Origin of the sequence: Amycolatopsis sp. NBRC 101858 (genome assembly GCF_030269325.1) — a bacterium.
Lineage (GTDB): Bacteria > Actinomycetota > Actinomycetes > Mycobacteriales > Pseudonocardiaceae > Amycolatopsis > Amycolatopsis ponsaeliensis.
Window position 1 is genome coordinate 2,343,374 of record NZ_BSTD01000001.1, and the last position, 21,214, is coordinate 2,364,587.

Here is a 21,214-nt window from a genome sequence, read left to right on the forward strand (position 1 = left end):
CAAAGTGCTGAGGCTGTAACGCCACACAAAGTGGCGTCGATACCCCCTACGACCCCGTGATGCTGGCGGACCCCCGACCTGGCAGCATCGCGGGGTTTCCCATGTCCGGGGTACGGAATTCCCCTTGCCGTCGCCGGCTTCCGCAGTATTCTTTGACTTCGTCAACGAGTTTGTTGAGGTGGTCAATGAACAACGATCGGGTGGCCGAGGTCCGCGCGTTCAACCGGCTCTACACCGGAGTGATCGGCGTGCTCGACGAAGGACCGGCGGACGCCGAGTACTCGCTGCCGGAAGCCCGCGTGCTCTTCGAGCTCGCCCACCAGGACCCGCTGCCGGTGACCGACCTGCGCAAGCGCCTCGACCTCGACGCGGGCTACGCCAGCAGGCTGCTCGCCCGCCTCGAGTCGCGCGGGCTGATCTCACGCACCCGTTCCGACGAGGACGCCCGCCGCCAGCTGGTGCGCCCGACGGCGGCCGGCCGCGACGCGTTCGCCGTCCTCAACCAGCGCTCCACCGAGCAGATCGGCGGGTTGCTGGGCCGCTTCGCCGACGAAGACCAGGAGCGCCTGCTCGCCGCGATGCGCACGATCGGCGACCTGGTCGGCGAGCGCCGTCGCGACCCGGTCCTCGTCCTGCGTCCACCACGACCGGGTGACCTCGGATGGGTGGTCGAACGCCACGGCGCGCTCTACGGCCGCGAGTACGGCTTCGGCCTGCGCTTCGAAGGGCTCGTCGCCGGCATCGTCGCGGATTTCGCCGCTCGTGACGACCCGGGCCAGGCGTTCTGGATCGCCGAGCTCGACGGCGAACGCGCCGGGAGCATCGCGTGCACCCGCGGGAAGGACGCGGACACGGCGAAGCTGCGGCTGTTGCTGCTCGAGCCGTCGGCCCGCGGCCACGGCGTCGGCAAGCGGCTGGTCACCGAGTGCGTCTCCTTCGCGAAGGCGCACGGCTACCGGGCGATGGAGCTGTCGACCGTCTCGATCCTCACCGCGGCCCGCTCGATCTACCGCGCGGCCGGGTTCGAGCTGGTCCGCGAGGAGGATTTCGACGACTGGGGCCCGAAGCTGACCGACGAGACCTGGCGCCTGGAGTTCTACCGCGGCGTGCGGCCGAGCAGGTAGAACTCCGGGTTCGGGCGCAGCGCGGTCAGGTGCGCGAGCCGGTTCGACATCGCGAACAACGCCGTGATGGCGCCGACGTCCCAGATTTCGTCATCGGTGAGGCCGGCGTCGCGCGCGGCTTCGAGGTCGCCTTCGCCGAACAACGCGGAGTCCTGCGCGAGGGCGAGCGCGAGGTCGACGATGGCGCGGCCGCGCTCGTCCAGCTCGACCTGCCACGGGTTGCTCGACACACGGTCGGCGAGCTCGGGGTCCTTGGCGCGGATGCGCAGGATGGCCCCGTGCGCGACGACGCAGTAGGTGCAGTGGTTGGCCCCGGACGTCGCGACGACGACGAGTTCGCGTTCGGCCTTGCTCAGGCCGTCGGAGCGCTCCATGAGGGCGTCGTGGTAGTCGAGGAAGGCACGCAGCTCGGCGGGGCGGTGCCCGAGGGCGCGGAAGATGTTCGGCGTGAACCCGGACTTCTCCGCGATCACGCCGACTCGGTCGCGGAGGTCTTCGGGCAAGTCTTCGAGTTCCGTGATCGGGAACCGGCTCACCGCGTCGCTCATACCCTGCACGCTAGCCGTGTCGATTCCGTGGCGCCTCGTTCGTCTAGGGGCCATTGTCGTCTCGGATGAAGGAGCAGACATGCCGGCTTTCGCTGCTTTCATGGTCTTCCCGCCGGAACCCGCCGAGCCGGATCCGGAGCTGGTCGCGAGCGGGATCGACCGGTACCTCGCCTGGCAGGAGGAACTGAGGGCCGCCGGGCACCTGGTCGCCGCCGCCGGGCTGGCGCCGGACTCGCGGGTGGTGCACGCGGGCTCCGTCACGAACGGGCCGTTCACGGAGTCGAGCGAGGTGATCGCCGGCTACATCGTCGTTCAAGCCGACAACCTCGACGAAGCCGCCAAGCTGTTTCTCAAGCACCCGATCGCCGAAGACGGCATCGGCCGGTTCGTGCTGCACGAGATCGCGCTCACCGACCAGGACGCCCGCGAGGCGCATCTGCGATGACGACAGCCGGGGTGGTCGAGCGGCTGTTCCGGCAGAGCGCGGGACCGATCCTCGCCACGTTGACCAGGGCCTTCGGCGCGGACCGGCTGGACCTCGCCGAGGACTGCCTGGCCGACGCCGTCGAACTGGCGCTGCGCGTCTGGCCGGTCTCCGGCGTGCCGGCCAATCCGCGCGGGTGGCTCTTCCGGGTCGCCCGCAACCGGGCGCTCGACGTCGTTCGCCGGGAACGGACGTTGCGAACGAAGCTGCCCTTGCTGGCCGAGGCCGGCGAGGAGGCCCGGGACGACGAACTGGCGTTGATGTTCCTGTGCTGCCACCCCGCCCTGCCGCGAGCCTCCCAGGTCGCGCTGACGCTGAAGATCGTCGGCGGGCTGGGCGTGCGCGAGATCGCCACGGCGTTGCTCACGAAGGAGCCGACGGTCGCGCAGCGGCTGGTGCGGGCGAAGAAGTGGTTCCGGGAGTCCGGCGAAGCGGTCGAGGTGCCGGAGGTCCTCGAGTCACGGCTGGACAGTGTGCTCGACGTGCTCTACCTGCTGTTCAACGAGGGCTACCAGGCCACGACCGGGGAGCTGGCCGTGCGTTGCGAGCTGTCCGCCGAAGCGATCCGGCTGACCCGGCTGCTGACCGCCGACGCGCGGACGGACCTGCCGCGGGTCCGCGCTTTGCTCGCGCTGGAGCTCCTGCAGGCCAGCCGGCTCCCGGCGCGGGACGAGCTGCTGCCGATCGACGAACAGGACCGGACCCGGTGGGACACCGCGCTCGTCCGGGAGGGTGCGCAGGTTTTCGAAACGTCCTGCACCGGACCTGAACTGTCGGCGTTCCACGTCGAAGCCGCCATCGCGTTGTGCCACACCGCGGTGACGCCGGACCGGCCGCGGATCCTCGCGCTCTACGACGACCTGCTGGTCGTCCGGCCGTCGGCGGTCGTGCGGCTCAACCGGGCGATCGCGCTGGCCCTGGTCGACGGACCGGGTGCCGGGATCGCCGAACTGGAACGGCTGGCCGGCGACCCGGCGCTGGCCGGGCACCTGCCGCTGCCCGCCGCGCTCGGGGCGTTGCACCTGCGGGCCGGTGACCCCGCCGCGGCCGCGCGGTACTTCCGGCGGGCTTTGACCCTGCCGTGCTCCGGGCCGCAGCGGCGATTCCTGGCCCGGAGGCTGGCTGCGTGCGGCTGATCCCTGGTTGGCTGTCAGCGTGACGGACTACGTCGACGGGTACTGCGAACGCGGTGGGCCCGGGCTCTGGGGTGAACCGCTCAACAGCCTCAGCAATCTCGCTTTTCTCGTGGCCGCCGTGCTGGTTTGGCGGCTGGCCGCGGGGGATCGCGTCGGGCGGGTGCTGGCCGGGCTGATCGGGCTCGTCTTCGTGGCCAGCAGCGTCTTTCACCTGGTCGCGACGCGCTGGGCAGCTGCCGCGGACTCGGTCAGTATTCTGGTTTTCCTGCTGGTCTACGTCGTGCTGTTCGTGCGCGTTTTCTACCGCTGGCGGCTGGCCTGGCTCGCCGCGCCCGCGTTTCTCGCGCTCACCGTGGTCACCGCGTTGCTCGGCGGGGGCCTCTACCTCTCCGCGCTGATCGGGCTCGGGATCTTCGCCGCGCTACTGGCTTACGAGCGCGACGCCTACTGGACGCACTTCGCCGTCGCGGGTGCGGCCTTCGCGCTCTCGCTGAGCTTGCGCACGCTCGACCGGGACGTATGTGACTACGTCCCGGTCGGCACGCACTTCCTCTGGCACCTGCTCAACGGGCTGGTGCTCTACCTCGTCTCGCGGACGCTGGTGCTCCGGAACCGTCCTTAGTGGACACCGATGGGGCGCAGGTCCTTGTCGTTCTCGTCGGCGTGGTAGTCCTCGGCGTTGGTGTCGTCGGTGCCGTTGAACACCTTCATCCGGCGCGCGATCACCGTGACGATCGCCGCGACCACGAGGTTGGCGATCAGGGCGACGAACCCGACGTAGATCTGGACCTGCGAGCCCGAGAACGGGTGCCAGCCGAAGATCGACAGGTTGCCCAGCGGCAATGCCGACGTGCCGAAATGCTGCTTGCCGTTGGCCCCGGGGATGCCGTACAGGATGAGCAAACCCCAGCCGATGCCGACGATCCAGCCCGCGATCAGGCCCCAGCGGTGGAACCAGCGCGTGTACAGCGCGAGCGCCACGGCGGGGAGCGTCTGGAGGATCAGCACGCCACCGATGAGCTGGAGGTCGATCGAATACTGCGGGTCGAGCAAGATGATCGCCACGACCGCGCCGAGCTTCACGACCAGCGAAGCGAGCTTCGCCTGCTTTGCTTCCTGCTGCGGCGTCGCGTTCTTGCGGATGTACTCCTTGTAGATGTTGCGCGTCCACAGGTTCGCCGCGGCGATCGACATGATCGCGGCCGGCACCAAGGCTCCGATGCCGATGGCCGCGAACGCGATCCCGGCGAACCACGACGAGAACTGGCCGTCGAACAGCAGTGGAACGACCGTGTTGCTGTCCGGCTTGCCGGTGGCCGCGTTCGTCAGCGGCTTGATGCCCGCCGTGATCGCCACGTACCCGAGCAGCGCCAGCAGGCCCAGCACCAGCGAGTACGCCGGCAGCGCGACCATGTTCCGCTTGATGACGTTGCGCCCGCGCGAAGCCAGCACGCTGGTCAGCGAGTGCGGGTAGAGGAACAGCGCGAGCGCCGAACCCAGCGCCAGCGTCGCGTACTGCAGCTGGTTGTTGGCGGTCAGCAGGATCGACCCGGCCGGCTTGCCGGTGGTCGGGCTCGGCGTGCCGAGCTTCTTCGCCGCCGTGTCGAAGATGTGCGACCAGCCGCCGAGCTTCGAGGGCAGGTAGATGATCGCCACGAGGATGACGATGTAGATCAGGATGTCCTTGACGAACGCGATCAGCGCGGGCGCCCGCAGGCCGGACTGGTAGGTGTAGAAGGCCAGGATGATGAAGGCGACCAGCAGCGGCAGGTGCCCGACGACGCCGGAGCCGTTGATGCCCATCGTCCGCAGCACGGCTTCGAGGCCGACCAGCTGCAGCGCGATGTACGGCATCGTCGCGACGATGCCGGTGATCGCCACCAGCAGCGCGAGGATGGGGGAGCCGAAGCGCCCGCGCACGAAGTCGGCCGGGGTCACGTAACCGCGGACCCGCGAGACCGACCACATCCGCAGCGCCGGGAGCAGCACGATCGGGTAGACGACGATCGTGTACGGCAGGGCGTACAGGCCGAGCGCGCCGGCGCTGAACACCAGCGCGGGCACCGCGACGAACGTGTACGCGGTGTAGAGGTCGCCACCGAGCAGGAACCACGTGATCCACGAGCCGAACTTGCGGCCGCCGAGGCCCCATTCGTCCAGGTGGTCCAGCGTGCTGCCGCGCTGCCAGCGCGACGCCATGAACCCGAGGACGGTGACCAGCGCGAACAGGATCGTGAAGATGATCAGTTCGGGCCACTGCAGGTTGCTCATCGAGCGTCCCCCTCGTCCAGGTCCTCGACGCTCAGCTTGTCCGGGGCGTCACCCGTCGGCTTGTCCCGCGTCATCATGTAGACGATCCAGGTGCTGAGCACCCCGATCGCGACGAAGAGGAACTGGAACCAGTAGAAGAACGGCATCCCGAACAGTCGTGGACCGTCCATGTTGAACAGTGGCGTGACCAGGACCAGCAGCGGGACGATCAGGAGCAGGTTCCACGGGCTGAACTGCAGACCGCGCACCTTCCCGTCGTGCTTCTCAGTCGACATCGGACCTCACCTAACACTCCCGTAACCGACCGCCTGACCTTAGAACCTGGGTGACAGGACGTCACGTCTGTCCGATATCGATTTGATCGCCGCGTACCGCGTTGCCGACCAACGTCGGTTGCCCCGCCTCCACCCGGCCTATATCAATAGCCGGACTCCGCACGCGAAAACCCGATAAGGGGCAACCGTATGACACGACTCCGCTACGCGGTGGTGATCCCGGCGATCGCCGGCACCCTGCTGGCCGGGTTCACGCCGGCCTTCGCAGGCCAGGAGGTCGCGGCCGGCAAGCAGCCGCTGAACTCCACGAACATCCCGGCGCAGTACGCGAACCAGAAGCTGGACTGGCACAAGTGCGCCGTCCCCGCCGAGCTGCCGACGGCCCCGCCCGCGGGCGCCGAGGACATGGAATGCGCGACCTACAAGACGCCGCGCAACTGGTACCAGGCGAACGCCCAGATCGACCTGACCATCGCGGTCAGCCGGCTGAAGGCGACCAAGGACGCGACGGCCAGCGTCGTCACCAACCCCGGCGGCCCGGGCGCACCCGGCCGCAACTTCCCGGCCCGGCTGCGCAACCAGCCGAAGCTGCGGGAGCACCAGGAGATCGTCGGATTCGACCCGCGCGGTACCGGCAAGAGCACGAACATCACGTGCGGCGGGGCCATCGGCACCGGCTCGGACCTGGACCCGCGTGACCGCGACCGCCAGAACCTGAACCTGATCGTCGCGGCGACGAAGTACGCGGCGCTGTCCTGCCAGCAGAAGTCCGGCGAGCTGGGCCCGCTGATCAACACCGACCAGACGGTCAAGGACATCGACCTGCTGCGCGTGCTGCTCGGCCGCGACAAGATCAACTGGGTCGGCTACTCGGCGGGCACCTGGATGGGCGCGCACTACGCCCAGGCCTACCCCACCCGCACCGGCCGGTTCGTGCTCGACTCCTCGACGGAGTTCACGACGACCTGGCAGAAGTCGTTCGACTGGCAGCCGCTCGGCTTCGAGCGCCGCTGGCGGCAGGACTTCCTCCCGTGGATGGCGAAGTACGACAAGCTCTACCACTTCGGCACCACGGGCGAGGCGGCCCGCCAGACCTACGAGCAGGTCCGCTACGCCCTGACCCAGGGCGCGGTCACCCTGCCCGACGGTTCGAGCGTGTCGGCCAACGGCCTCGACGCCTTCATCGCGTCGAGCATCTACTCGAAGCGGTCCTTCCCGGGCCTGGCCGACTACCTGGTCAGCGTCCGCACGCTGACCCAGGGCACCGCGTCGGCGCAGGCCAAGACGTCGGCCGCGCAGAAGGTCAAGGCCGCCGACAAGAGCACCGACACCTCCGGCGCGCAGCCGCTGATGGTGCCGACCGACGGCGACTCCTACGACGCTTCGTTCTGGACCATCCCGTGCAACGAGGGTCCGTGGACCGGCACCGTCAACAGCGCGATCAAGGACTCGCAGAAGCTGATCGACAAGCAGCAGCCGCTGCTGGGCGCCGGCTGGTTCATCCAGCCGTGCCTGTTCTGGAAGAAGACCCCGGCGCCGCTGCCCGTGCTGGATGGCAAGGGTGTCCCGCCGGTGCTGATCGTCGAGTCGGAGCACGACCCGGCGACGCCGATCGAGGGCGCGCGCCGCGCGCACAAGGCGTTCGCGGGTTCGCGGATGCTGACGATCACCGGCGAGGGTGACCACGGCATCTACGCCGGCGGCAACGCGGGTGTGGACAAGGTCGTGGAGGCCTACCTGGTCGACGGCGTCGTGCCGAACGACCAGAGCCTGCCCGGTGTGGCACTTCCGGTGCCTCCGGGAGCCTGACGCCACCAGGTGTTGTGGGGCCCCGTCGGACTTCGGTCCGGCGGGGCCCTTTCCACACCTGTGCACAGAGTTGTCCACAGGCGGTGGACAACTCAGGTGGTATTAGAATCGGCCCCATGGTGCGGGTACCGCTGACGAACGAAGAGCGCGAACGGGGCGAACGCCTCGGCCAGGCGTTGCGGGCGGCCCGGGCCGGTCGGAGCATGGTCGACGTCGCCGGCGAGGCCGGGATCTCGGTCGAGACGCTGCGGAAGATCGAGACCGGGCGGATTCCGACCCCGGCGTTCTTCACGGTCGCGGCGATCGCGGACGCCGTCGGGCTGCCGCTGGAGGAGCTGCGAGCCGCGGTCGCGCCGGCGGGATCGCCGCCGCTTTCCCAGGCGAGTTAGTGCGGGCGCAGCCGGTTCAGGACGTGCTCGCGGTCGTTGAGGAACGCGCAGCCCGCGACCGGCAGGTCGTAGCTGTTCAGCAGCTTCTCGAAGTCGGAGAACTCGTCCGAGGAGAACCCGAACCCCCGCTTGACCGCGTGGGCTGACAGCACGTCGGCCAGTTCCTCCCACTCGCCGGACCACAGGAGCGTCCGGTAGTGCGTGTACTCCTCCGGAGACAGCCGATCCGCCAGGCTCGTCAGCACGCTGTCGGCGAAGAAGCTGATCCGGTTCTCCTGGAGGTCCGCCACCGTCGGGTTCGCCGGGTCGCGCGCCGCGTCGGGGTTGCGGACCACGCCGGGACCCGCCACCGGGTAGGCCGTGTGGACGTTGCCGTTCTCCTCGACCAGCACGATCAGGTGCACGTTGAACCGCTCGCCCGCGCAGCGCCAGCGGCCGTTCGGCTGCTGCCACCGGGCTTCGCTCGGGTCGTTCGCGACGTCCTTGACGACCGAGATGATGTGCTCGTTGCTCCAGCCGGGCGGGAACTCGCTCGTCGCCCGCTGCCCGACGCCCGGTGCGTGTCCGCCTCCCACGGGTGCTCCCTTCGTCGCAACGAGCGTAGGTCAAATGGCCGCCGACAGCACCACGATCCCGACGGCGAGCAGGTCCGGGCCCCGGAAGAGCTGCCGGGTCAGGTTGGCGGGCATCGGCCCCATCGGGGTGTCGACGAAGCCCGGATTGGCGTAGTCGACGGCCGTTCGCGTGACCGTGCGCAAGATCGACAGCACCGCCAGCGGCACCGCGAGCCAGGTGCCCGGGCCGAACGACGTCCCACCCGCGAGGGTGACCACCGCGAGCACGCCCGTCCAGAGCAGGCCGGCGACGGCGAGCACCACGCCGTGCGCCAGCACCAGCTCGCGGTTCGACGACCCCAGCCAGCGGCGGCGGCCCGGGTTGCGCCACAGCTCGCCGAGCCCGGCGCCGAACGGCGTGAGCGCCACGTACGCGCCGAGGCCGGCCAGGACCGCGCCCGGCAGGGTCGGCAACGCGATGTGCGCGACGACCACCGCGAAACCGACCAGCACCGCCGCTCCCGCGTACCGCGACCGGCCGAGCGTGCCCGCCACCGCCAGCCGCAGCGGGGTCGGCGGCCGCAGGGACAGGCCGATCGGCGCGGACGGCGGCAGCAACATCATCGGGTCGAGGAAGGTGACGGCGACCGAGCGCAGCACCCGGCCGTCCCACCCGGCGAGCAGCGCGGCCCGGCCCGCGCGCGGCACCGGCTCGCCGCCGAACGCCAGCGGCAGCGCCGCGACCAGCACGCCGGCCGCGACGAACTGCACGGTCACCGGGCCGAGGCCGAGCGCGGCGATCACCAGCCCGAGCACTGCGAGCGCCAGCGGGCCGAACGCGTCGAACCGCAACGACGTCCTCCGCGCCGAAGCGAACGCGACCACCGCGGTCGCGGCGACGACGGCGATGCCCGCGCGCCACTGGTCGAGCCCGGCCCCGCCGACGGCGAGCATCAGCGCGGCCAGGTAACCCGTCACCGCCACGACGCCGGTCCAGGCGCCGAGCAACCGCAGCGTGACGACGCGGCCGCGGTCCACCGGCGCGAAGTCGAGCCAGGTCAGCTCGGCCGGCTCGACCCACACGAACCCGCGGCGCAGCAGGCCGCGCCAGCCGACCGCGCAGCAGAGCGTGAGCAGCCCGAGCACGGCCGGGAAGTCCACGTGGGACGAGCCGTAGACGGCCTGGCGCCAGGCGTCGACGTGGAAGAACGCGGTGAAGAGGAACCCGAAACCGAAGAGGAAGACGAACGAAGCCGTGTCGCCGCTGAAGATCCCGCCGAACCGCTTGCGGCCCGGGATCCGCATCCGGCGCGGGGCGACGGTCACCACAGTTCTAGGACGCTGTCCGCGGCTTCGAGCAGCGGCGGGTGGTGCGTGGCCACCACGACCGCCGCGCCGGCCGCCGTCGACCGGGCGATCACCTCGACCAGCCACTCCTTGCCCGCGGTGTCGAGCGCGCGCTCCGGCTCGTCGAGCAGCAGCACCCGGTGCGGGCGCGCGGTGACGCCGAGCAGGAGCAGCCGGCGCCGCTGGCCCGCGGAGAAGTGCCCGGAGGTGACGCGCATGCGTTCGCCGAGGCCCGCGTCCCGCAGCAGCTCCTCGTGGTCACCGAGGTCGGCGCCGAACGTGCCGGACAGGAGCTCGAGGTGCTGCATCGGCGTCAGCTCCGCGAAGAAGTCGGAGTCGTCGAACAGCACGGACACCTTGCGGCGGAACTCGACGTCCCGCTCGTCCGGCACCTTGCCGTCCACGAGCACGCGGCCCCGCTGCGGCTTCTGCATGCCGTAGAAGCAGCGCATCAGGGTCGACTTGCCGACGCCGTTCGGCCCGACGATCGCGGCGCACTCGCCGGGGTCGACGGAGAAGTCCAGGTCGTCGAACAGCCACAGCTCGCCGGCCCGGACGCCGATGCCCTTCGCGTCGATCATCGGAGTGCTTCGAGCACCGGGGCGAACTGCTCCACGTTCTGCTCCAGGACGGTGTAATAGGTCAAGCCGAACCGCTCGCGGTGCGCGTGGAGCTGCTCGGCGACCTCCGGGGGCGAACCGATCAGCGCGGTCGGCACCGCCGCGAGCTGGTCGACGCTGAGCACGCCCTTCGTCGCCTTCGCCAGCTCTTCGAGCGCTGCCGCGCGGTTGTCGGTGATGTGGACGAAGTGGCAGAGCAGGTTGAACTCGACCCCGCTGCGGTCACCGAGCTTCGACCGGACGAACTTGACGCGTTCCTCGATGTCCTCCGCGCTCGCGGGAGCCAGGGCGCCGCCGTCCGGCGTCTTGGCCGTGCCGGTGAACCCGATGATGTCGGCGTGCTCGGCGGCGAGGGTCAGGATGCGGTCACCGCGACCGGCCAGCAGCAGCGGCGGCCCCTCGGGACGCACCGGCGCCGGCTTGTGCTCCGGATCGGCGTAGCTCCGCTTGAGCTCGGTGATCGTCCGCTCGAGGTGGTCGACGCGCTCGCGCGCGGACGGGAACGGCATCCCGGCCGCCTCGAACTCTTCCTTGACGTACCCCGCGCCGAGCCCCAGCTCCAGGCGGCCTTCGGTGAACTGGTCGGTGCCCGTGACCTCGCGCGCGAGCAGTGTCGGGTTGTAGAAGGGCGCGTTGAGCACGAAGGTGTTCAGCTTGACGCGCGAAGTGACCTCGCCGGCGAGCACGAGCGCCGGGAACGGCGGCGCCATGCCGAGGTGATCGGCCGCGGACAGCACGTCGTAGCCGAGGTCCTCGACCTTGCGGCACTTCTCGACCCACGCGGCACGGCTGTCCGGCACGACCATGTTGACGCCGAAGCGGAAATCCCCAGTCATGTCGACCAAGGTACTCAGCGGAGCTTTTCGATCACCGGGGCGAGCCTGGTCAGGTCGTCTTCGACCACCGTGAAGTAGCTGACGCCGAGGGTCTCCCGCGTGCGCAGCAGCTGCTCGGCCGCCGATTCCACCGAGCCGACGACGACCGTGGGCAGCTCGCCGAGCTCGTCGGCGCCGAGGTGCGGCACGAGCCGGTGCGCCGCTTCGAGGCCCACCCGCCGGTCATCGGTGATCCGGATGAAGTGGATCAGCAGGTTCAGCTCGGTGTCGCGACCGGCGAGCGCGCGGTGCACGAAGCCGACGCGCTCGGCGACCGCGGCGGGACCGGCCAGGGCCAGCCGCCCCTCGGCCGCGCCGGGCGCGGTGCCGGTGAATGCGATCGTGTCGGCGTGCTCGGCCGCGAAGGTCAGCATGCGGTCGCCGCGGCCGCCGAGCAGCAGCGGCGGCCGGGGCCGGGACTCGTACGCGCGCTCGAGTTCGGTGACCGCGCGCACCAGCCGCGCGAACCGCTGCCCGGGCGTGCCCCACTCGATCCCGGCGGCCTCGAACTCCGCCCGGACGTACCCGGCCCCGATCCCGATTTCCAGGCGGCCGCCGGTGAACTCGTCGAGCCCGGTGAGGTCGCGGGCCAGCAGCACCGGGTTGTGGAAGCTCGCGTTGAGCACGTAGGTGTTGAGCCGGACCCGTTCGGTGGCCTCCGCGGCCAGCATCAGCGCGGGCACCGGCGCGACCCGCCCGAGGTGGTCGACCACCCCGACGACGTCGTAGCCGAGGTCCTCGGCCTGGCGGCACTTCGCCACCCACTCGGCCCGTGAGCCGGGCGCCAGCAAAGTCACGCCGAAGCGGAACGGTCTCATGCGCCCGAACCTACGCGGAGAAGGGGACGCCCCGCAGGACGTCCCCTTCTCCCTCACGAAGCTCAGCTCAGGCGCTGGGCCAGCGCGTCGAGCTCGTCCCGCAGCGAGGTCGGGACCTCGCCGATCTTCTGGAACCACTCCTCGATCAGCGGCAGCTCTTCGCGCCACTCCTCGGGCTTGACGTCCAGGGCGGCCTGGATGTCCTCGATCGGCTCGGTCAGGCCCTCGGTGTCGAGGTCCTCGGCCTTCGGCACGAACCCGATCGGCGTCTCGACGGCGTTGCCCTTGCCCTCGACGCGCTCGATGACCCACTTCAGGATCCGCGAGTTCTCGCCGAAGCCCGGCCACAGGAAGCGGCCGTCGTCGCCGCGGCGGAACCAGTTGACGTAGAAGATCTTCGGCAGCTTGTTCGCGTCGGCGTTCTTGCCCAGGTTCAGCCAGTGCTTGAAGTAGTCACCGGCGTGGTAGCCGAGGAACGGCAGCATCGCCATCGGGTCGCGGCGCACGTTGCCCACCGCACCGGCGGCCGCGGCCGTCGTCTCCGACGACATGGTGGCGCCCATGAACACGCCGTGCTGCCAGTCGCGGGCCTCGTTGACCAGCGGCACCGTCGTCTTGCGGCGGCCGCCGAACAGGATCGCCGAGATCGGCACGCCCTTCGGGTCGTCCCACTCGTCGGCGAGGATCGGGCACTGCGACATCGGCGTGCAGTAGCGCGAGTTCGGGTGGGCGGCCTTCTCGCCGGAGTCCGGCGTCCAGTCCTGGCCCTTCCACGACGTCGCGTGCTCGGGCTGGTTCTCCATGCCCTCCCACCAGATGTCGCCGTCGTCGGTCACGGCGACGTTCGTGAAGACCGTGTTGCCCTGCTCGATCGTGCGCATCGCGTTCGGGTTGGTGTGCCAGTCGGTGCCCGGCGCGACGCCGAAGAAGCCGAACTCGGGGTTGACCGCGTACAGGCGGCCGTCCTCGCCGAAGCGCATCCAGGCGATGTCGTCACCGAGGGTCTCGGCGCGCCAGCCCGGGATGGTCGGCTGCAGCATGGCCAGGTTGGTCTTGCCGCAGGCGCTCGGGAACGCCGCCGCGACGTAGTGGACCTTGTCCTCGGGCGAGATCAGCTTGAGGATCAGCATGTGCTCGGCGAGCCAGCCCTCGTCGCGGGCCATCACCGAAGCGATGCGCAGCGAGTAGCACTTCTTGCCCAGCAGGGAGTTGCCGCCGTAGCCCGAGCCGTAGCTCCAGATCGCGCGCTCCTCGGGGAAGTGCGAAATGTACTTGGTCGTGTTGCAGGGCCAGGAAACGTCCTTCTCGCCCGGCTCGAGCGGGTGCCCGACGGAGTGCAGAGCCGGCACGAATTCACGCTCGCTGCCATCCGGCGCGACGAACTTGTCGAGGGCCGCCTTGCCTGCGCGAGTCATCACGCGCATCGACGCGACAACGTAGGCGAAATCGGTGATTTCGATACCCAGCTTGGGATTCTCGTCGGCGAGGGGACCCATGCAGAACGGGATGACGTACATCGTGCGGCCGCGCATCGAGCCACGGAAGAGCTCGCTCATGGTGGCCTTCATCTCGGCCGGGTCCATCCAGTTGTTGGTGGGACCGGCGTCCTCGGGACGCTCCGAGCAGATGAAGGTGCGGTCCTCGACGCGGGCGACGTCGTTGGGGTCGGAGGTGGCCAGGAAAGAGTTGGGCTTCGACTTGAGCTGCACGAACGTGCCGGCCTCGACCAGCTCCTGGTTGATCCGGGCGGCCTCTTCGTCTGACCCGTCGACCCACACCACACGGTCCGGGGTGGTCAGTTCGGCGACCTCCCGGACGAAGGACAGCACGCCAGTGTGCGTCGTCGGCGCGGTGTCCAGTCCGGGGATGGCGACTGCGGTCATCTCTACTCCTGACTTCCGACGACAAATGAGCCCGCACCCGGAACGACGCTGTCCCGGTGCGGGCCTCGTTGCCGGCGACCGAATGGCTTCGCACACCGGCTGGCGAACCGGTGTGCGTGATTTGGGATTCCCCGAGAGTAGCCGCATGACCGGCAGGTAACCGATAGCTGACGTGTACGTTCTCTCACAAGAACGATAAGGGAATCGATTCAGACGTCACCGGATCGGTGCATTCGCAGTAAATCTTCCGGTGGGCGCGATCACACCCGTGACCTGGTCGTTTTCATTTGCGACATGAAGAAAGCCCGGCGCTCGCGCACCGGGCTTTCAAACTGTGACCTGGATTACTTTCAGTTGGGTGAGATCCACTGCCCGGTGCCGGAGTCGATGCGCGCGACGCCCTCCAGCGTCTGCGTGCCGGCCGCGCCCCACGCCGCGTCGTCGGCCGGGTCGCCGAGCTGCTCGCCGCTGCCGGAGTCCAGCAGTCCACTCGAGACCTCGGTCCACTGGCCGGGTCCGCTGTGCTCGAACGTCGTGGTCGTGCCGTCCGCGTCGGTCTGCACCGCGATGTCGGCTTCGCCGTCGCCGTCCTTGTCGGTGAAGGCGATCGTGCCGCCGCTCTTCGTCTCGACGATGGCGGTGTCGTTGTGGCCGTCGTGGTCGGTGTCGATCGTCGCGGCGCCCGCGTCGACCTCGCCGTCCGGCATGTCCGCGTGGATGTGGCCGCCGGAGCTGTCGTCGTGCCCGCTGGTGCCGGAGTCGTCGTGGCCGCCCCCGGAGGCCTCGACCCATTCGCCGCTGGCCTCGTCGTAGACGGCCTGCTCGACGACGTGCCCGGTCTCGTCCAGCACGGCGTACTGGTCGGCTTCACCGTCGTGGTTCGTGTCGATGAAGGCCTGGGAGGTGCCGTCGTCGTGCTCGACGATCGCGGTGTCGTTGACGCCGTCCTCGTTCACGTCGTAGTTGACCTCGGCCTGGTACTCCTGGCCGTCGACGTGGACGGTCATCGCGTTCGTGCCGCTCGCGTCGGTGTCGCTGCCGCCGCTCTCGTCGACCCACATGGGAACTGCCCCCTTAGAACCGGGTACCGCCGTCTCTGACCTGCTGTCGGAGGGTATGACTCACCGTAGGCCCGTTCGGTTCCGCTCCACAACCGGACGGGCGGTCAGGCCGTCTTGTCCCGCAGTGCCCGGATCCGCGTCAGGAAGGCTTCGGCCCGCTCGCGGCCGTCGCTGACCTCTTTGAGCCGTTTCGACACGATCGCGATCTTCTTGGCGCGTTCCTGGGCGCCCATCTTGATCGTCTTGTCGACTTCCTTCAGCTCGGCTTCGATCGCATCGATGCGCCGGCCGAGCGCCTCGTCCAGGGCCATCGACAGCTGCTGCTCGGCCTCGATGAGCTGCTCGGCGACGAGCTGGTCGAGCGTCGAGCGGGCGTCCGCGATGGCCTCGACGAGCCACTGCTTCATGTGCTGCTTGTCGGCCGCGTGCTTGCGCGTGCGGGCCATCCACCAGCCGGCGCCGAGGCCGATGATGATCGTCGCGGGCAGCACGACGGGGTTGAGGATCGCGACGCCGGCCAGCGGCAGCGCGGCCACCTTGCCGGCGCCGACGCCACCGGAGATGCCCATGAACACGAGCAGCTTGTCCTCGGCCGTCGGCGGCTTCTTGTCCGGCGGCCGCAGCACCACCGGCGGGCCGCCGGCCCGGGCGAACTGCGCACGGATGACGTCGAGCTCTTCGGCGGAGAACAGCTCCGACAGCGAGACGTTGGTGACCTGGTTCAGGCGCTGGGAGAGCAGCATCGAGATCCGCTGCGACGTCGTCTGCAACGCGATGTCGACCTGCTGCGGCAACGCGGTGAGCTCGTCGCGCTTCGCCGCGTCGATCAGCTGGCGGAAGTGGGTCTGCGCGTCGCGCATCTGCCGGCTGCTCTCGTGCAGGACCTCGACGCGCGTGCGCTGCACCTCGCCGCGCAGCTTCAGCTGCCAGCCGCGGGTCGACGTCCGGCGTTCGGCCTGCAGCTGGTCACGGCGTTCGCGCAGCTGCTCGGCCTCGGCCTCACCCGCGGACAGCGCGCGGCTCTCGGCCTGCAGCTTCGCCTTCAGCTCGGCCAGCGCGCTGGAGAGCGCGCGCAGCGTGTTCGCCTCGCCGAGCATCGCCGAGCGGCCGACGAGCAGCTCCTGCAGTGCCGTCTGCACCGCGGCGACGCCGGACTTCTCCCGCAGCATCGCGGCCATCTGCTCGTTGGGCGCCTTCGAGGCCGTCTCGAACATGCGTGCCGAGACCGGGTGGAACACCGAGTCGGCGAAGCGGGGCGCGTGCTCGCGCAGCAGCTGCCGGTCGGCCTCCATGACCTCGCGCCAGCCGCGGAACATGTCCACCTTGGTCAGCGCGAACACCACGGTCTCGACGCGCTCGCCGACGTCACGCAGGAACTGCAGCTCGGTCGAGGTGAACGGCGCCGACGCGTCGACGACGAACAGCAGCGCGGTCGCGCCCGCGGCGGCTTCCTTGGCGAGCTCACCGTGCATCGAGTCGAGCCCGCCGACGCCGGGCGTGTCGACCAGCGAAAGTCGTTCGAGCAGCGGGACCGGGCCGGTGACCTCGACGTACCGCGGCGGGATCTGGCCCGGCGGCAGCTCGTGCGCGGCGGAGACCCAGTTGATCAGCTGGCCGAGGTCGATCGGCACCGGCGCGAGCTGACCGGGGTAGCAGGCCTGCGCGCCCCACGCGTCGGCGTGGTCGAACACGAGGTAGGTGGCGGTGGCGACGTCGGCGTCCACAGGGGAAAGTCCCGGGGTCGCGAGCAGCGCGTTGACCAGCGAACTCTTCCCGCGGTTCGTCTCGCCGACGACCACGACCGCCGGCTTCTTGGGCCGCGCCTGCCGGACCTGCTCGACCCACTTGGCGGCGGCCGGGTCGGCGTCGCGGACGACGGTCAGCAGCTGGTCTCGCGCCGCCGCGACCTGCGTGGGCAGGCTCGGCGCGGTGGGTGCGCTCACGGGGTCTTCTTCGCGTAGACGGTGACGATCGGGGCGCGCAGCAGGCGGTCGTGGTCGGCGAACCCGGTGACTTCGGTTTCGGCCACGATGCCCTCGAGCGCCGGGTCTTCGGTGGGGATCGCGCCGCCGGCCTCGTGGCGGGCCGGGTCGAACCGCTGGCCGTCGGGCCGCAGGGCCTGGACGCCGATCGCGGCGAGCCCTTCTTCGAGGCGCTCGACGACGCCGCCGCTGCGGGCGCGGTCCAGCGCGTACAGGCACATCTGGATCAGCGCGTGCCGGTCGGCGAGGGCACGCTCGAGGTCCACAGTGGTTTCAGGGGCTCCGGGTGGCGGAGCCCCCGGCCCGGGGCGAAGCCCCGGCGACGACACGGCGGCGACCTGCTGCAAGGGGTGCACATCGGTTTCCGACGCGGTCGCGGCAGCGTCGGTTCCCTTCTCCGCGTCGGCCTCTTCGACGATCCGGGCGATGCTCACCGCGGCGATCTGGCCGGTGGGGGTGTCGTCGGGATCGACGGATCCGTCCTTGCGAAACCACGCCATGAGCACCACCTCGTCCCGGTCCCGCCAGATTCCACCAGTTTGGAGCACTCAAGCGCCATCCGGGGGCGAAACGGGACGAAGGAACCGGACCAGGATCGTCCGGAGGATCGCTTGCTCCGCGGGCAGATCGAGACCGGGGTCGAGGGCGGCCCGCGAAATCATCGCGTCGATCAGCCCGGCGACCCAGCCGGCGGCCGCACGCGGGGCGACGCCGGGGTCGATCAGCCCGGCGCCGGCGGCCCGCCCGACCAGCACCGCCAGGCCGTCGCGGAGTGCGCCGTCGTTGCGCCGGACCAGTTCGGCGAACTCGTCGTCGCGGGCGGCCTGCGCCGCGGCTTCCAGGACCAGCCGGACGACGGCGGGGTGCGCGACCTGGCCGGCCAGCTCAGTGACGACGTCGAGCAGCGCTTCCCACGGGTCGGCCGCTTCCGCCGCCGCTGCCAGCCGCTTCCCGGTTTCGACGGCGTCGTCGGTGAAGATCGCCGTGAACATCGCGCGCTTGTTCGGGAAGTAGTGGAAGAGGCTGCCGGAGCTGATGCCCGCGGCCCGGCAGATGTCCGCCGTCGTCGTCCGCTCGAAGCCCTTCTCGGCGAAGCAGCCCGCGGCGGCGTCGACGATCGAGGCGCGCTTGGCCGCGTGCTTGGCCGGGTCGACCGTCCTCATCGCTCGACCGGCGGCTCGTCGCGCCAGGGGTAGCCGTGCTCGGCGAAGGCCGGCGCCAGCTCGTGGTTGCGCAGGTCCGTCTTCTCGCGGGCGATCTCGCGACCGTCGGTGGTGCGCAGGACGAGCTCCTTGCCGTCGAGGTAGACGGCTTCGAGGTCGGCCTCGATGCGCCGCGTCTTGTCGCCGCGGACCAGCGTGACCCGGGTCGGCGACACCGTGACGACCAGGCGCTCCGCCGCCCAGATCACGGCGAACACCAGGCCGAGCACGAGCCCGCCGGCGACCGCGGCGATCGTCGCCCACGGCTGAGGCAGCTTCGTGAGGACCTTGAACACGCCCTGGAACGGGAAGGCGTCGAGGCTGCTGACCCACGCGGCGATGGCCCACACGCCCACGCCGAGCGCACCGCCGGCGAGCGGGCAGCCGATCCAGGACGCGGTGCGCAGCCACGACGGCTCGTCGACGGTCGTCTCCATGCGGCCTATTATCAGACCGCGTACTCGGTTTAAGAAAGCCGGGGGCTCAGACCAGCTCGTCGATCACCTCGCGGAGCACGGCTTCGAGGCCGGGACCGTCTTCGGCGAGCCGGGACGAGACGAGCAGCTGGTCGTCGGCCGTGCGCAGCCAGATCGACCCGGCGACGGAGATCTCGATGACGTTCAGCCGGAACGGGTACGCGCGCCGCCCCAGCCGCACCTCGGCCTCGCGCACCAGCTGGCCGAGCCGTTCGCCGGCGACGATCTGGCGGCGGTAGAACCCGGGCGCCCACGGCGTGCCGCCCGACGGCTCGCCCGCGCCGCGCAGTGCCGGTCCGCGCGCGTTGGCGAAGTGGCGGGCCGCGGCCGGGCCGAAGACGTCGAGCGCCTGGCGCATCGCCGACCCCTGCGCGAGCGCGGGCCTGCCGTAGCGGGTGCGCGGGCTGCGCGGGTCCGGGTCTTCGCGGTTGCGGAGAAAGGCCAGGAGGTCGACCCACCAGTCGGCCCACTGCGCCTGGACGGCCGCGCGGTCGATCCCGGGCGGCACGTGCACCGGGACCTGCGGCTCCACGGGCGGCAGCACCTGTCCTTCGGAAACGGACAGCGCCAGGGCGTCACGGATGTACAGCGCGACGTCGATCTCGTTCTCGCTGCTCCAGCCGGCTCGCCACGATGTCGTGTTTTCTAGGCGCACGAGTCAACAGTACGCGGAAAACCGGGCCCACCAGCAGAAGTCGGCAAGGTGAAACAAGGCTCAGGCTTCGCGCACCTGTTGCCAGATCAAGAAGTACGCCCGGTGCACGACGTGCGCGACGCGGCTCTGCGCGGGCGTCGCGCCGAAGGACGCGAAGGACCGCCACCAGCCGGCGCGTTCGAGTGCGTGCGCCGCCAGCTCCGGTCGCGGGGCGCCGGGCTTGCCGAGCTGCGCGCCGATGTCGGCGTTGCTGCCCACCCGCAGCACCTCTTCCGACAGGTCCTCCGGCATGTCGACCGCGCCGGAGGCGACCAGCGTCAGCGCTTCGAGCAGCCGCAGCTGGTGGGCCTCGGGCTTGGCGAGCAGGACCTCGATGGCGTCGTGGACGCGCTGGCGCTCGGCCGGGTCGCCCGAGGAGTGGGCGAGCGCGGTGACCGACGCGAGGGCGGCGGCCGCTTTGATGCCGTCGGCGCGGGCGGCGAACACGATCGACAACCGGTGCCGCACGGCTTCCAGCCCGGACGCGTCGAGCAGCGAGCGCCGCAGGGCACCGGCCGTGAGCTCCGGTTCCTTGCGGATGGCCTCGACGGCGTGCGAGATGCCGAACAGGTCGAGCTTCTCCAGCAGCCGCAGCCGGGTGCCCGACGGGACGTCGCACTCCCAGCTGGTGAAGATGTCGGCCGAGATCAGCATGGTCTGCAGGATGTCGTCGTCGAGGTCGGCGAGCTGCCGCAGCGCCTCGGCGTCGGCGGAGGTGAACCCGCCGGACTCGGCGGACTCGGCGATCAGCCCGATCACCGGGAGCACGTCGGCGACGCGCGGCTTCAACGTCGACGCCTGCTTCTCCGACAGGATCGTCGCGGCCTTCCAGACGTCGCCGTCCGCGCCTTCGACCGACTCCGGCGCGATCGTGTCGGCCTTGTTCAGCACGGCGATGGCGTTGACCGGGCCGGCCTCGCGGCTCGCGGTGGCCGCGGTGAAGGCGGCGAGGGCCTGCTGGTCGTCGGCGCGGACGCCCTGCGTGACGACGTAGAGGACCGCTTCGGCACCGGCGACGGCGTTGCGCGAGGTGTCGTCGAGCTCGTCGGAACCTTCGTCGTCCTCTTCTTTGCGGTGCTTCGCGGCGCCCAGGAGCTGCTCGGTGCGAGACACCGAAGCGGCGTCGAGCGAGCCGAGGCCGGGGGTGTCGATCACCGTCATGCCCTGGAGGACGGCGTTGGTCAGGTACGCCTCGATGTGCGACACCGTGGTGATGTCGACGCCGAGCTCGGCCGGGATCATCCCGTCGGAGGCGAACGGGAGCACCTGCTTGCGGCCGTCGGTGAAGACGATCTCGACGCGATCGACCGTGCCGTACTGGAACCGGGTCACCAGCCGCGTGCACTCCCCGATGTCGGTCGGCGCGACCCGGCGCCCGATCAGCGCGTTGACCAGCGTGGACTTGCCCGACTTGATCCGCCCGGCGACAGCCACCTGCAGCGGCGCGCCGAGCCGGCGCAGCACTTCCGCGAAGCCGGCCGCGGTGCGCGCGGAAACCTGCGACTGCAGGCGGTGACACAGGTTGGCCACCGACATCGACAGCGGACCCGCGAGCCGGCCCTGCTCCGGTGACGTCACGGCCCCCAGCCCTTCCCGTCGTAGGCGACAACCCCGTGAATCGTGCCATGCACCTCATCCCGAGGTCGCACCGAAGGTGGTACCGACG

Annotated in this window: 22 protein-coding genes; 6 read left to right on the forward strand and 16 right to left on the reverse strand. The window is 70.4% G+C overall.

All coding sequences use genetic code 11. The annotated features are described in order from the left end of the window. The first annotated feature begins 185 nt into the window (after nucleotides 1-185). Nucleotides 186-1,124 (forward strand): bifunctional helix-turn-helix transcriptional regulator/GNAT family N-acetyltransferase, encoded by a 939-nt coding sequence (locus QSK39_RS11430; protein WP_285477583.1) that lies wholly within the window; start codon nucleotides 186-188, stop codon nucleotides 1,122-1,124. Here the strand turns inward: QSK39_RS11430 and QSK39_RS11435 are convergent. Continuing rightward, nucleotides 1,097-1,672 (reverse strand): peroxidase-related enzyme, encoded by a 576-nt coding sequence (locus tag QSK39_RS11435; RefSeq protein ID WP_285477584.1) that lies wholly within the window; start codon nucleotides 1,670-1,672, stop codon nucleotides 1,097-1,099. The genes QSK39_RS11430 and QSK39_RS11435 overlap by 28 nt on opposite strands. A 79-nt stretch (nucleotides 1,673-1,751) precedes the next feature. Between QSK39_RS11435 and QSK39_RS11440 the strand changes: the two genes are divergently transcribed. Genes QSK39_RS11440 through QSK39_RS11450 form a run of 3 tightly spaced genes read left to right on the forward strand, consistent with a single transcriptional unit; the run spans nucleotide 1,752 to nucleotide 3,914 of the window. After that, nucleotides 1,752-2,117, forward strand: a complete 366-nt coding sequence (locus QSK39_RS11440; RefSeq protein WP_285477585.1) for a YciI family protein — start codon at nucleotides 1,752-1,754, stop codon at nucleotides 2,115-2,117. Continuing rightward, nucleotides 2,114-3,292, forward strand: coding sequence for an RNA polymerase sigma factor (locus tag QSK39_RS11445; RefSeq protein ID WP_285477586.1), 1,179 nt, complete (start codon nucleotides 2,114-2,116; stop codon nucleotides 3,290-3,292). Before QSK39_RS11440 ends, QSK39_RS11445 begins: the two co-directional genes overlap by 4 nt. A 19-nt stretch (nucleotides 3,293-3,311) precedes the next feature. Then, nucleotides 3,312-3,914, forward strand: a complete 603-nt coding sequence (locus QSK39_RS11450; RefSeq protein WP_285477587.1) for a hypothetical protein — start codon at nucleotides 3,312-3,314, stop codon at nucleotides 3,912-3,914. Here QSK39_RS11450 and mctP read toward each other — a convergent pair. Both mctP and QSK39_RS11460 read right to left on the reverse strand, forming a co-directional pair. Continuing rightward, complete coding sequence (gene mctP, locus QSK39_RS11455; RefSeq protein ID WP_285477588.1) at nucleotides 3,911-5,563, reverse strand: monocarboxylate uptake permease MctP; 1,653 nt, start codon at nucleotides 5,561-5,563, stop codon at nucleotides 3,911-3,913. The two genes, QSK39_RS11450 and mctP, sit on opposite strands and share 4 nt — an antisense overlap. Next, nucleotides 5,560-5,838 (reverse strand): DUF3311 domain-containing protein, encoded by a 279-nt coding sequence (locus QSK39_RS11460; RefSeq protein ID WP_284750179.1) that lies wholly within the window; start codon nucleotides 5,836-5,838, stop codon nucleotides 5,560-5,562. The genes mctP and QSK39_RS11460 overlap by 4 nt, the downstream gene beginning before the upstream one ends. Before the next feature lie 189 nt (nucleotides 5,839-6,027). On the opposite strand from QSK39_RS11460, the gene QSK39_RS11465 reads away from it, so the two are divergent. Together QSK39_RS11465 and QSK39_RS11470 are read left to right on the forward strand one after the other, a co-directional pair. Further along, nucleotides 6,028-7,647 (forward strand): alpha/beta hydrolase, encoded by a 1,620-nt coding sequence (locus QSK39_RS11465; protein WP_285477589.1) that lies wholly within the window; start codon nucleotides 6,028-6,030, stop codon nucleotides 7,645-7,647. Between the two features lie 116 nt (nucleotides 7,648-7,763). Further along, nucleotides 7,764-8,036, forward strand: a complete 273-nt coding sequence (locus QSK39_RS11470; protein WP_285477590.1) for a helix-turn-helix domain-containing protein — start codon at nucleotides 7,764-7,766, stop codon at nucleotides 8,034-8,036. Here the strand turns inward: QSK39_RS11470 and QSK39_RS11475 are convergent. From QSK39_RS11475 to QSK39_RS11535, 13 genes are all read right to left on the reverse strand, one after another. Continuing rightward, nucleotides 8,033-8,611 carry an EndoU domain-containing protein gene (locus QSK39_RS11475; protein WP_285477591.1) on the reverse strand — a complete coding sequence of 193 codons (579 nt, stop codon included), beginning with the start codon at nucleotides 8,609-8,611 and terminating at the stop codon, nucleotides 8,033-8,035. The two genes, QSK39_RS11470 and QSK39_RS11475, sit on opposite strands and share 4 nt — an antisense overlap. Nucleotides 8,612-8,641: 30 nt before the next feature. After that, nucleotides 8,642-9,919 carry a DUF6297 family protein gene (locus QSK39_RS11480; RefSeq protein ID WP_285477592.1) on the reverse strand — a complete coding sequence of 426 codons (1,278 nt, stop codon included), beginning with the start codon at nucleotides 9,917-9,919 and terminating at the stop codon, nucleotides 8,642-8,644. Further along, complete coding sequence (locus QSK39_RS11485) at nucleotides 9,913-10,518, reverse strand: ABC transporter ATP-binding protein (protein WP_285477593.1); 606 nt, start codon at nucleotides 10,516-10,518, stop codon at nucleotides 9,913-9,915. The genes QSK39_RS11480 and QSK39_RS11485 overlap by 7 nt, the downstream gene beginning before the upstream one ends. Beyond that, a complete protein-coding gene (locus tag QSK39_RS11490; protein ID WP_285477594.1) occupies nucleotides 10,515-11,393 on the reverse strand; it encodes a TIGR03621 family F420-dependent LLM class oxidoreductase in 879 nt (292 codons plus the stop codon). Before QSK39_RS11490 ends, QSK39_RS11485 begins: the two co-directional genes overlap by 4 nt. A gap of 14 nt (nucleotides 11,394-11,407) precedes the next feature. Beyond that, nucleotides 11,408-12,250, reverse strand: coding sequence for a TIGR03621 family F420-dependent LLM class oxidoreductase (locus QSK39_RS11495; protein ID WP_285477595.1), 843 nt, complete (start codon nucleotides 12,248-12,250; stop codon nucleotides 11,408-11,410). Between the two features lie 62 nt (nucleotides 12,251-12,312). Beyond that, nucleotides 12,313-14,133, reverse strand: a complete 1,821-nt coding sequence (locus QSK39_RS11500; protein WP_285477596.1) for a phosphoenolpyruvate carboxykinase (GTP) — start codon at nucleotides 14,131-14,133, stop codon at nucleotides 12,313-12,315. A 350-nt stretch (nucleotides 14,134-14,483) separates the two neighbouring features. After that, nucleotides 14,484-15,194: a hypothetical protein gene (locus QSK39_RS11505; RefSeq protein ID WP_285477597.1), complete on the reverse strand. Its 711-nt coding sequence runs from the start codon at nucleotides 15,192-15,194 to the stop codon at nucleotides 14,484-14,486. A gap of 104 nt (nucleotides 15,195-15,298) precedes the next feature. Then, nucleotides 15,299-17,137, reverse strand: a complete 1,839-nt coding sequence (locus QSK39_RS11510; protein ID WP_285477598.1) for a dynamin family protein — start codon at nucleotides 17,135-17,137, stop codon at nucleotides 15,299-15,301. Beyond that, a complete protein-coding gene (locus tag QSK39_RS11515; protein WP_285477599.1) occupies nucleotides 17,134-17,676 on the reverse strand; it encodes a nucleotide exchange factor GrpE in 543 nt (180 codons plus the stop codon). Before QSK39_RS11515 ends, QSK39_RS11510 begins: the two co-directional genes overlap by 4 nt. Before the next feature lie 48 nt (nucleotides 17,677-17,724). Continuing rightward, a complete protein-coding gene (locus tag QSK39_RS11520; protein ID WP_285477600.1) occupies nucleotides 17,725-18,339 on the reverse strand; it encodes a TetR/AcrR family transcriptional regulator in 615 nt (204 codons plus the stop codon). Beyond that, nucleotides 18,336-18,815, reverse strand: a complete 480-nt coding sequence (locus tag QSK39_RS11525) for a YqeB family protein (protein ID WP_285477601.1) — start codon at nucleotides 18,813-18,815, stop codon at nucleotides 18,336-18,338. Before QSK39_RS11525 ends, QSK39_RS11520 begins: the two co-directional genes overlap by 4 nt. Before the next feature lie 46 nt (nucleotides 18,816-18,861). Further along, entirely contained in the window at nucleotides 18,862-19,509 is a 648-nt protein-coding gene (locus tag QSK39_RS11530; protein ID WP_285477602.1) for a hypothetical protein, read from the reverse strand. A 60-nt stretch (nucleotides 19,510-19,569) separates the two neighbouring features. After that, on the reverse strand, nucleotides 19,570-21,084 hold the full coding sequence (locus tag QSK39_RS11535; RefSeq protein WP_285477996.1) for a dynamin family protein: 1,515 nt from the start codon (nucleotides 21,082-21,084) through the stop codon (nucleotides 19,570-19,572). Nucleotides 21,085-21,214 lie beyond the last annotated feature (130 nt).

Excerpts from the sequence above, each read along its gene's own strand:
- QSK39_RS11520 (WP_285477600.1), bottom strand. The coding sequence starts at position 18,339 with ATGAGGACGGTCGACCCGGCCAAGCACGCGGCCAAGCGCGCCTCGATC.
- QSK39_RS11445 (WP_285477586.1), top strand. The coding sequence starts at position 2,114 with ATGACGACAGCCGGGGTGGTCGAGCGGCTGTTCCGGCAGAGCGCGGGA.
- QSK39_RS11495 (WP_285477595.1), bottom strand. The coding sequence starts at position 12,250 with ATGAGACCGTTCCGCTTCGGCGTGACTTTGCTGGCGCCCGGCTCACGG.
- QSK39_RS11500 (WP_285477596.1), bottom strand. The coding sequence starts at position 14,133 with ATGACCGCAGTCGCCATCCCCGGACTGGACACCGCGCCGACGACGCAC.
- QSK39_RS11485 (WP_285477593.1), bottom strand. The coding sequence starts at position 10,518 with ATGATCGACGCGAAGGGCATCGGCGTCCGGGCCGGCGAGCTGTGGCTG.
- QSK39_RS11460 (WP_284750179.1), bottom strand. The coding sequence starts at position 5,838 with ATGTCGACTGAGAAGCACGACGGGAAGGTGCGCGGTCTGCAGTTCAGC.
- QSK39_RS11430 (WP_285477583.1), top strand. The coding sequence starts at position 186 with ATGAACAACGATCGGGTGGCCGAGGTCCGCGCGTTCAACCGGCTCTAC.
- QSK39_RS11470 (WP_285477590.1), top strand. The coding sequence starts at position 7,764 with ATGGTGCGGGTACCGCTGACGAACGAAGAGCGCGAACGGGGCGAACGC.
- QSK39_RS11440 (WP_285477585.1), top strand. The coding sequence starts at position 1,752 with ATGCCGGCTTTCGCTGCTTTCATGGTCTTCCCGCCGGAACCCGCCGAG.
- QSK39_RS11515 (WP_285477599.1), bottom strand. The coding sequence starts at position 17,676 with ATGGCGTGGTTTCGCAAGGACGGATCCGTCGATCCCGACGACACCCCC.
- QSK39_RS11505 (WP_285477597.1), bottom strand. The coding sequence starts at position 15,194 with ATGTGGGTCGACGAGAGCGGCGGCAGCGACACCGACGCGAGCGGCACG.
- mctP (WP_285477588.1), bottom strand. The coding sequence starts at position 5,563 with ATGAGCAACCTGCAGTGGCCCGAACTGATCATCTTCACGATCCTGTTC.
- QSK39_RS11435 (WP_285477584.1), bottom strand. The coding sequence starts at position 1,672 with ATGAGCGACGCGGTGAGCCGGTTCCCGATCACGGAACTCGAAGACTTG.
- QSK39_RS11490 (WP_285477594.1), bottom strand. The coding sequence starts at position 11,393 with ATGACTGGGGATTTCCGCTTCGGCGTCAACATGGTCGTGCCGGACAGC.
- QSK39_RS11535 (WP_285477996.1), bottom strand. The coding sequence starts at position 21,084 with ATGTCGGTGGCCAACCTGTGTCACCGCCTGCAGTCGCAGGTTTCCGCG.
- QSK39_RS11525 (WP_285477601.1), bottom strand. The coding sequence starts at position 18,815 with ATGGAGACGACCGTCGACGAGCCGTCGTGGCTGCGCACCGCGTCCTGG.
- QSK39_RS11465 (WP_285477589.1), top strand. The coding sequence starts at position 6,028 with ATGACACGACTCCGCTACGCGGTGGTGATCCCGGCGATCGCCGGCACC.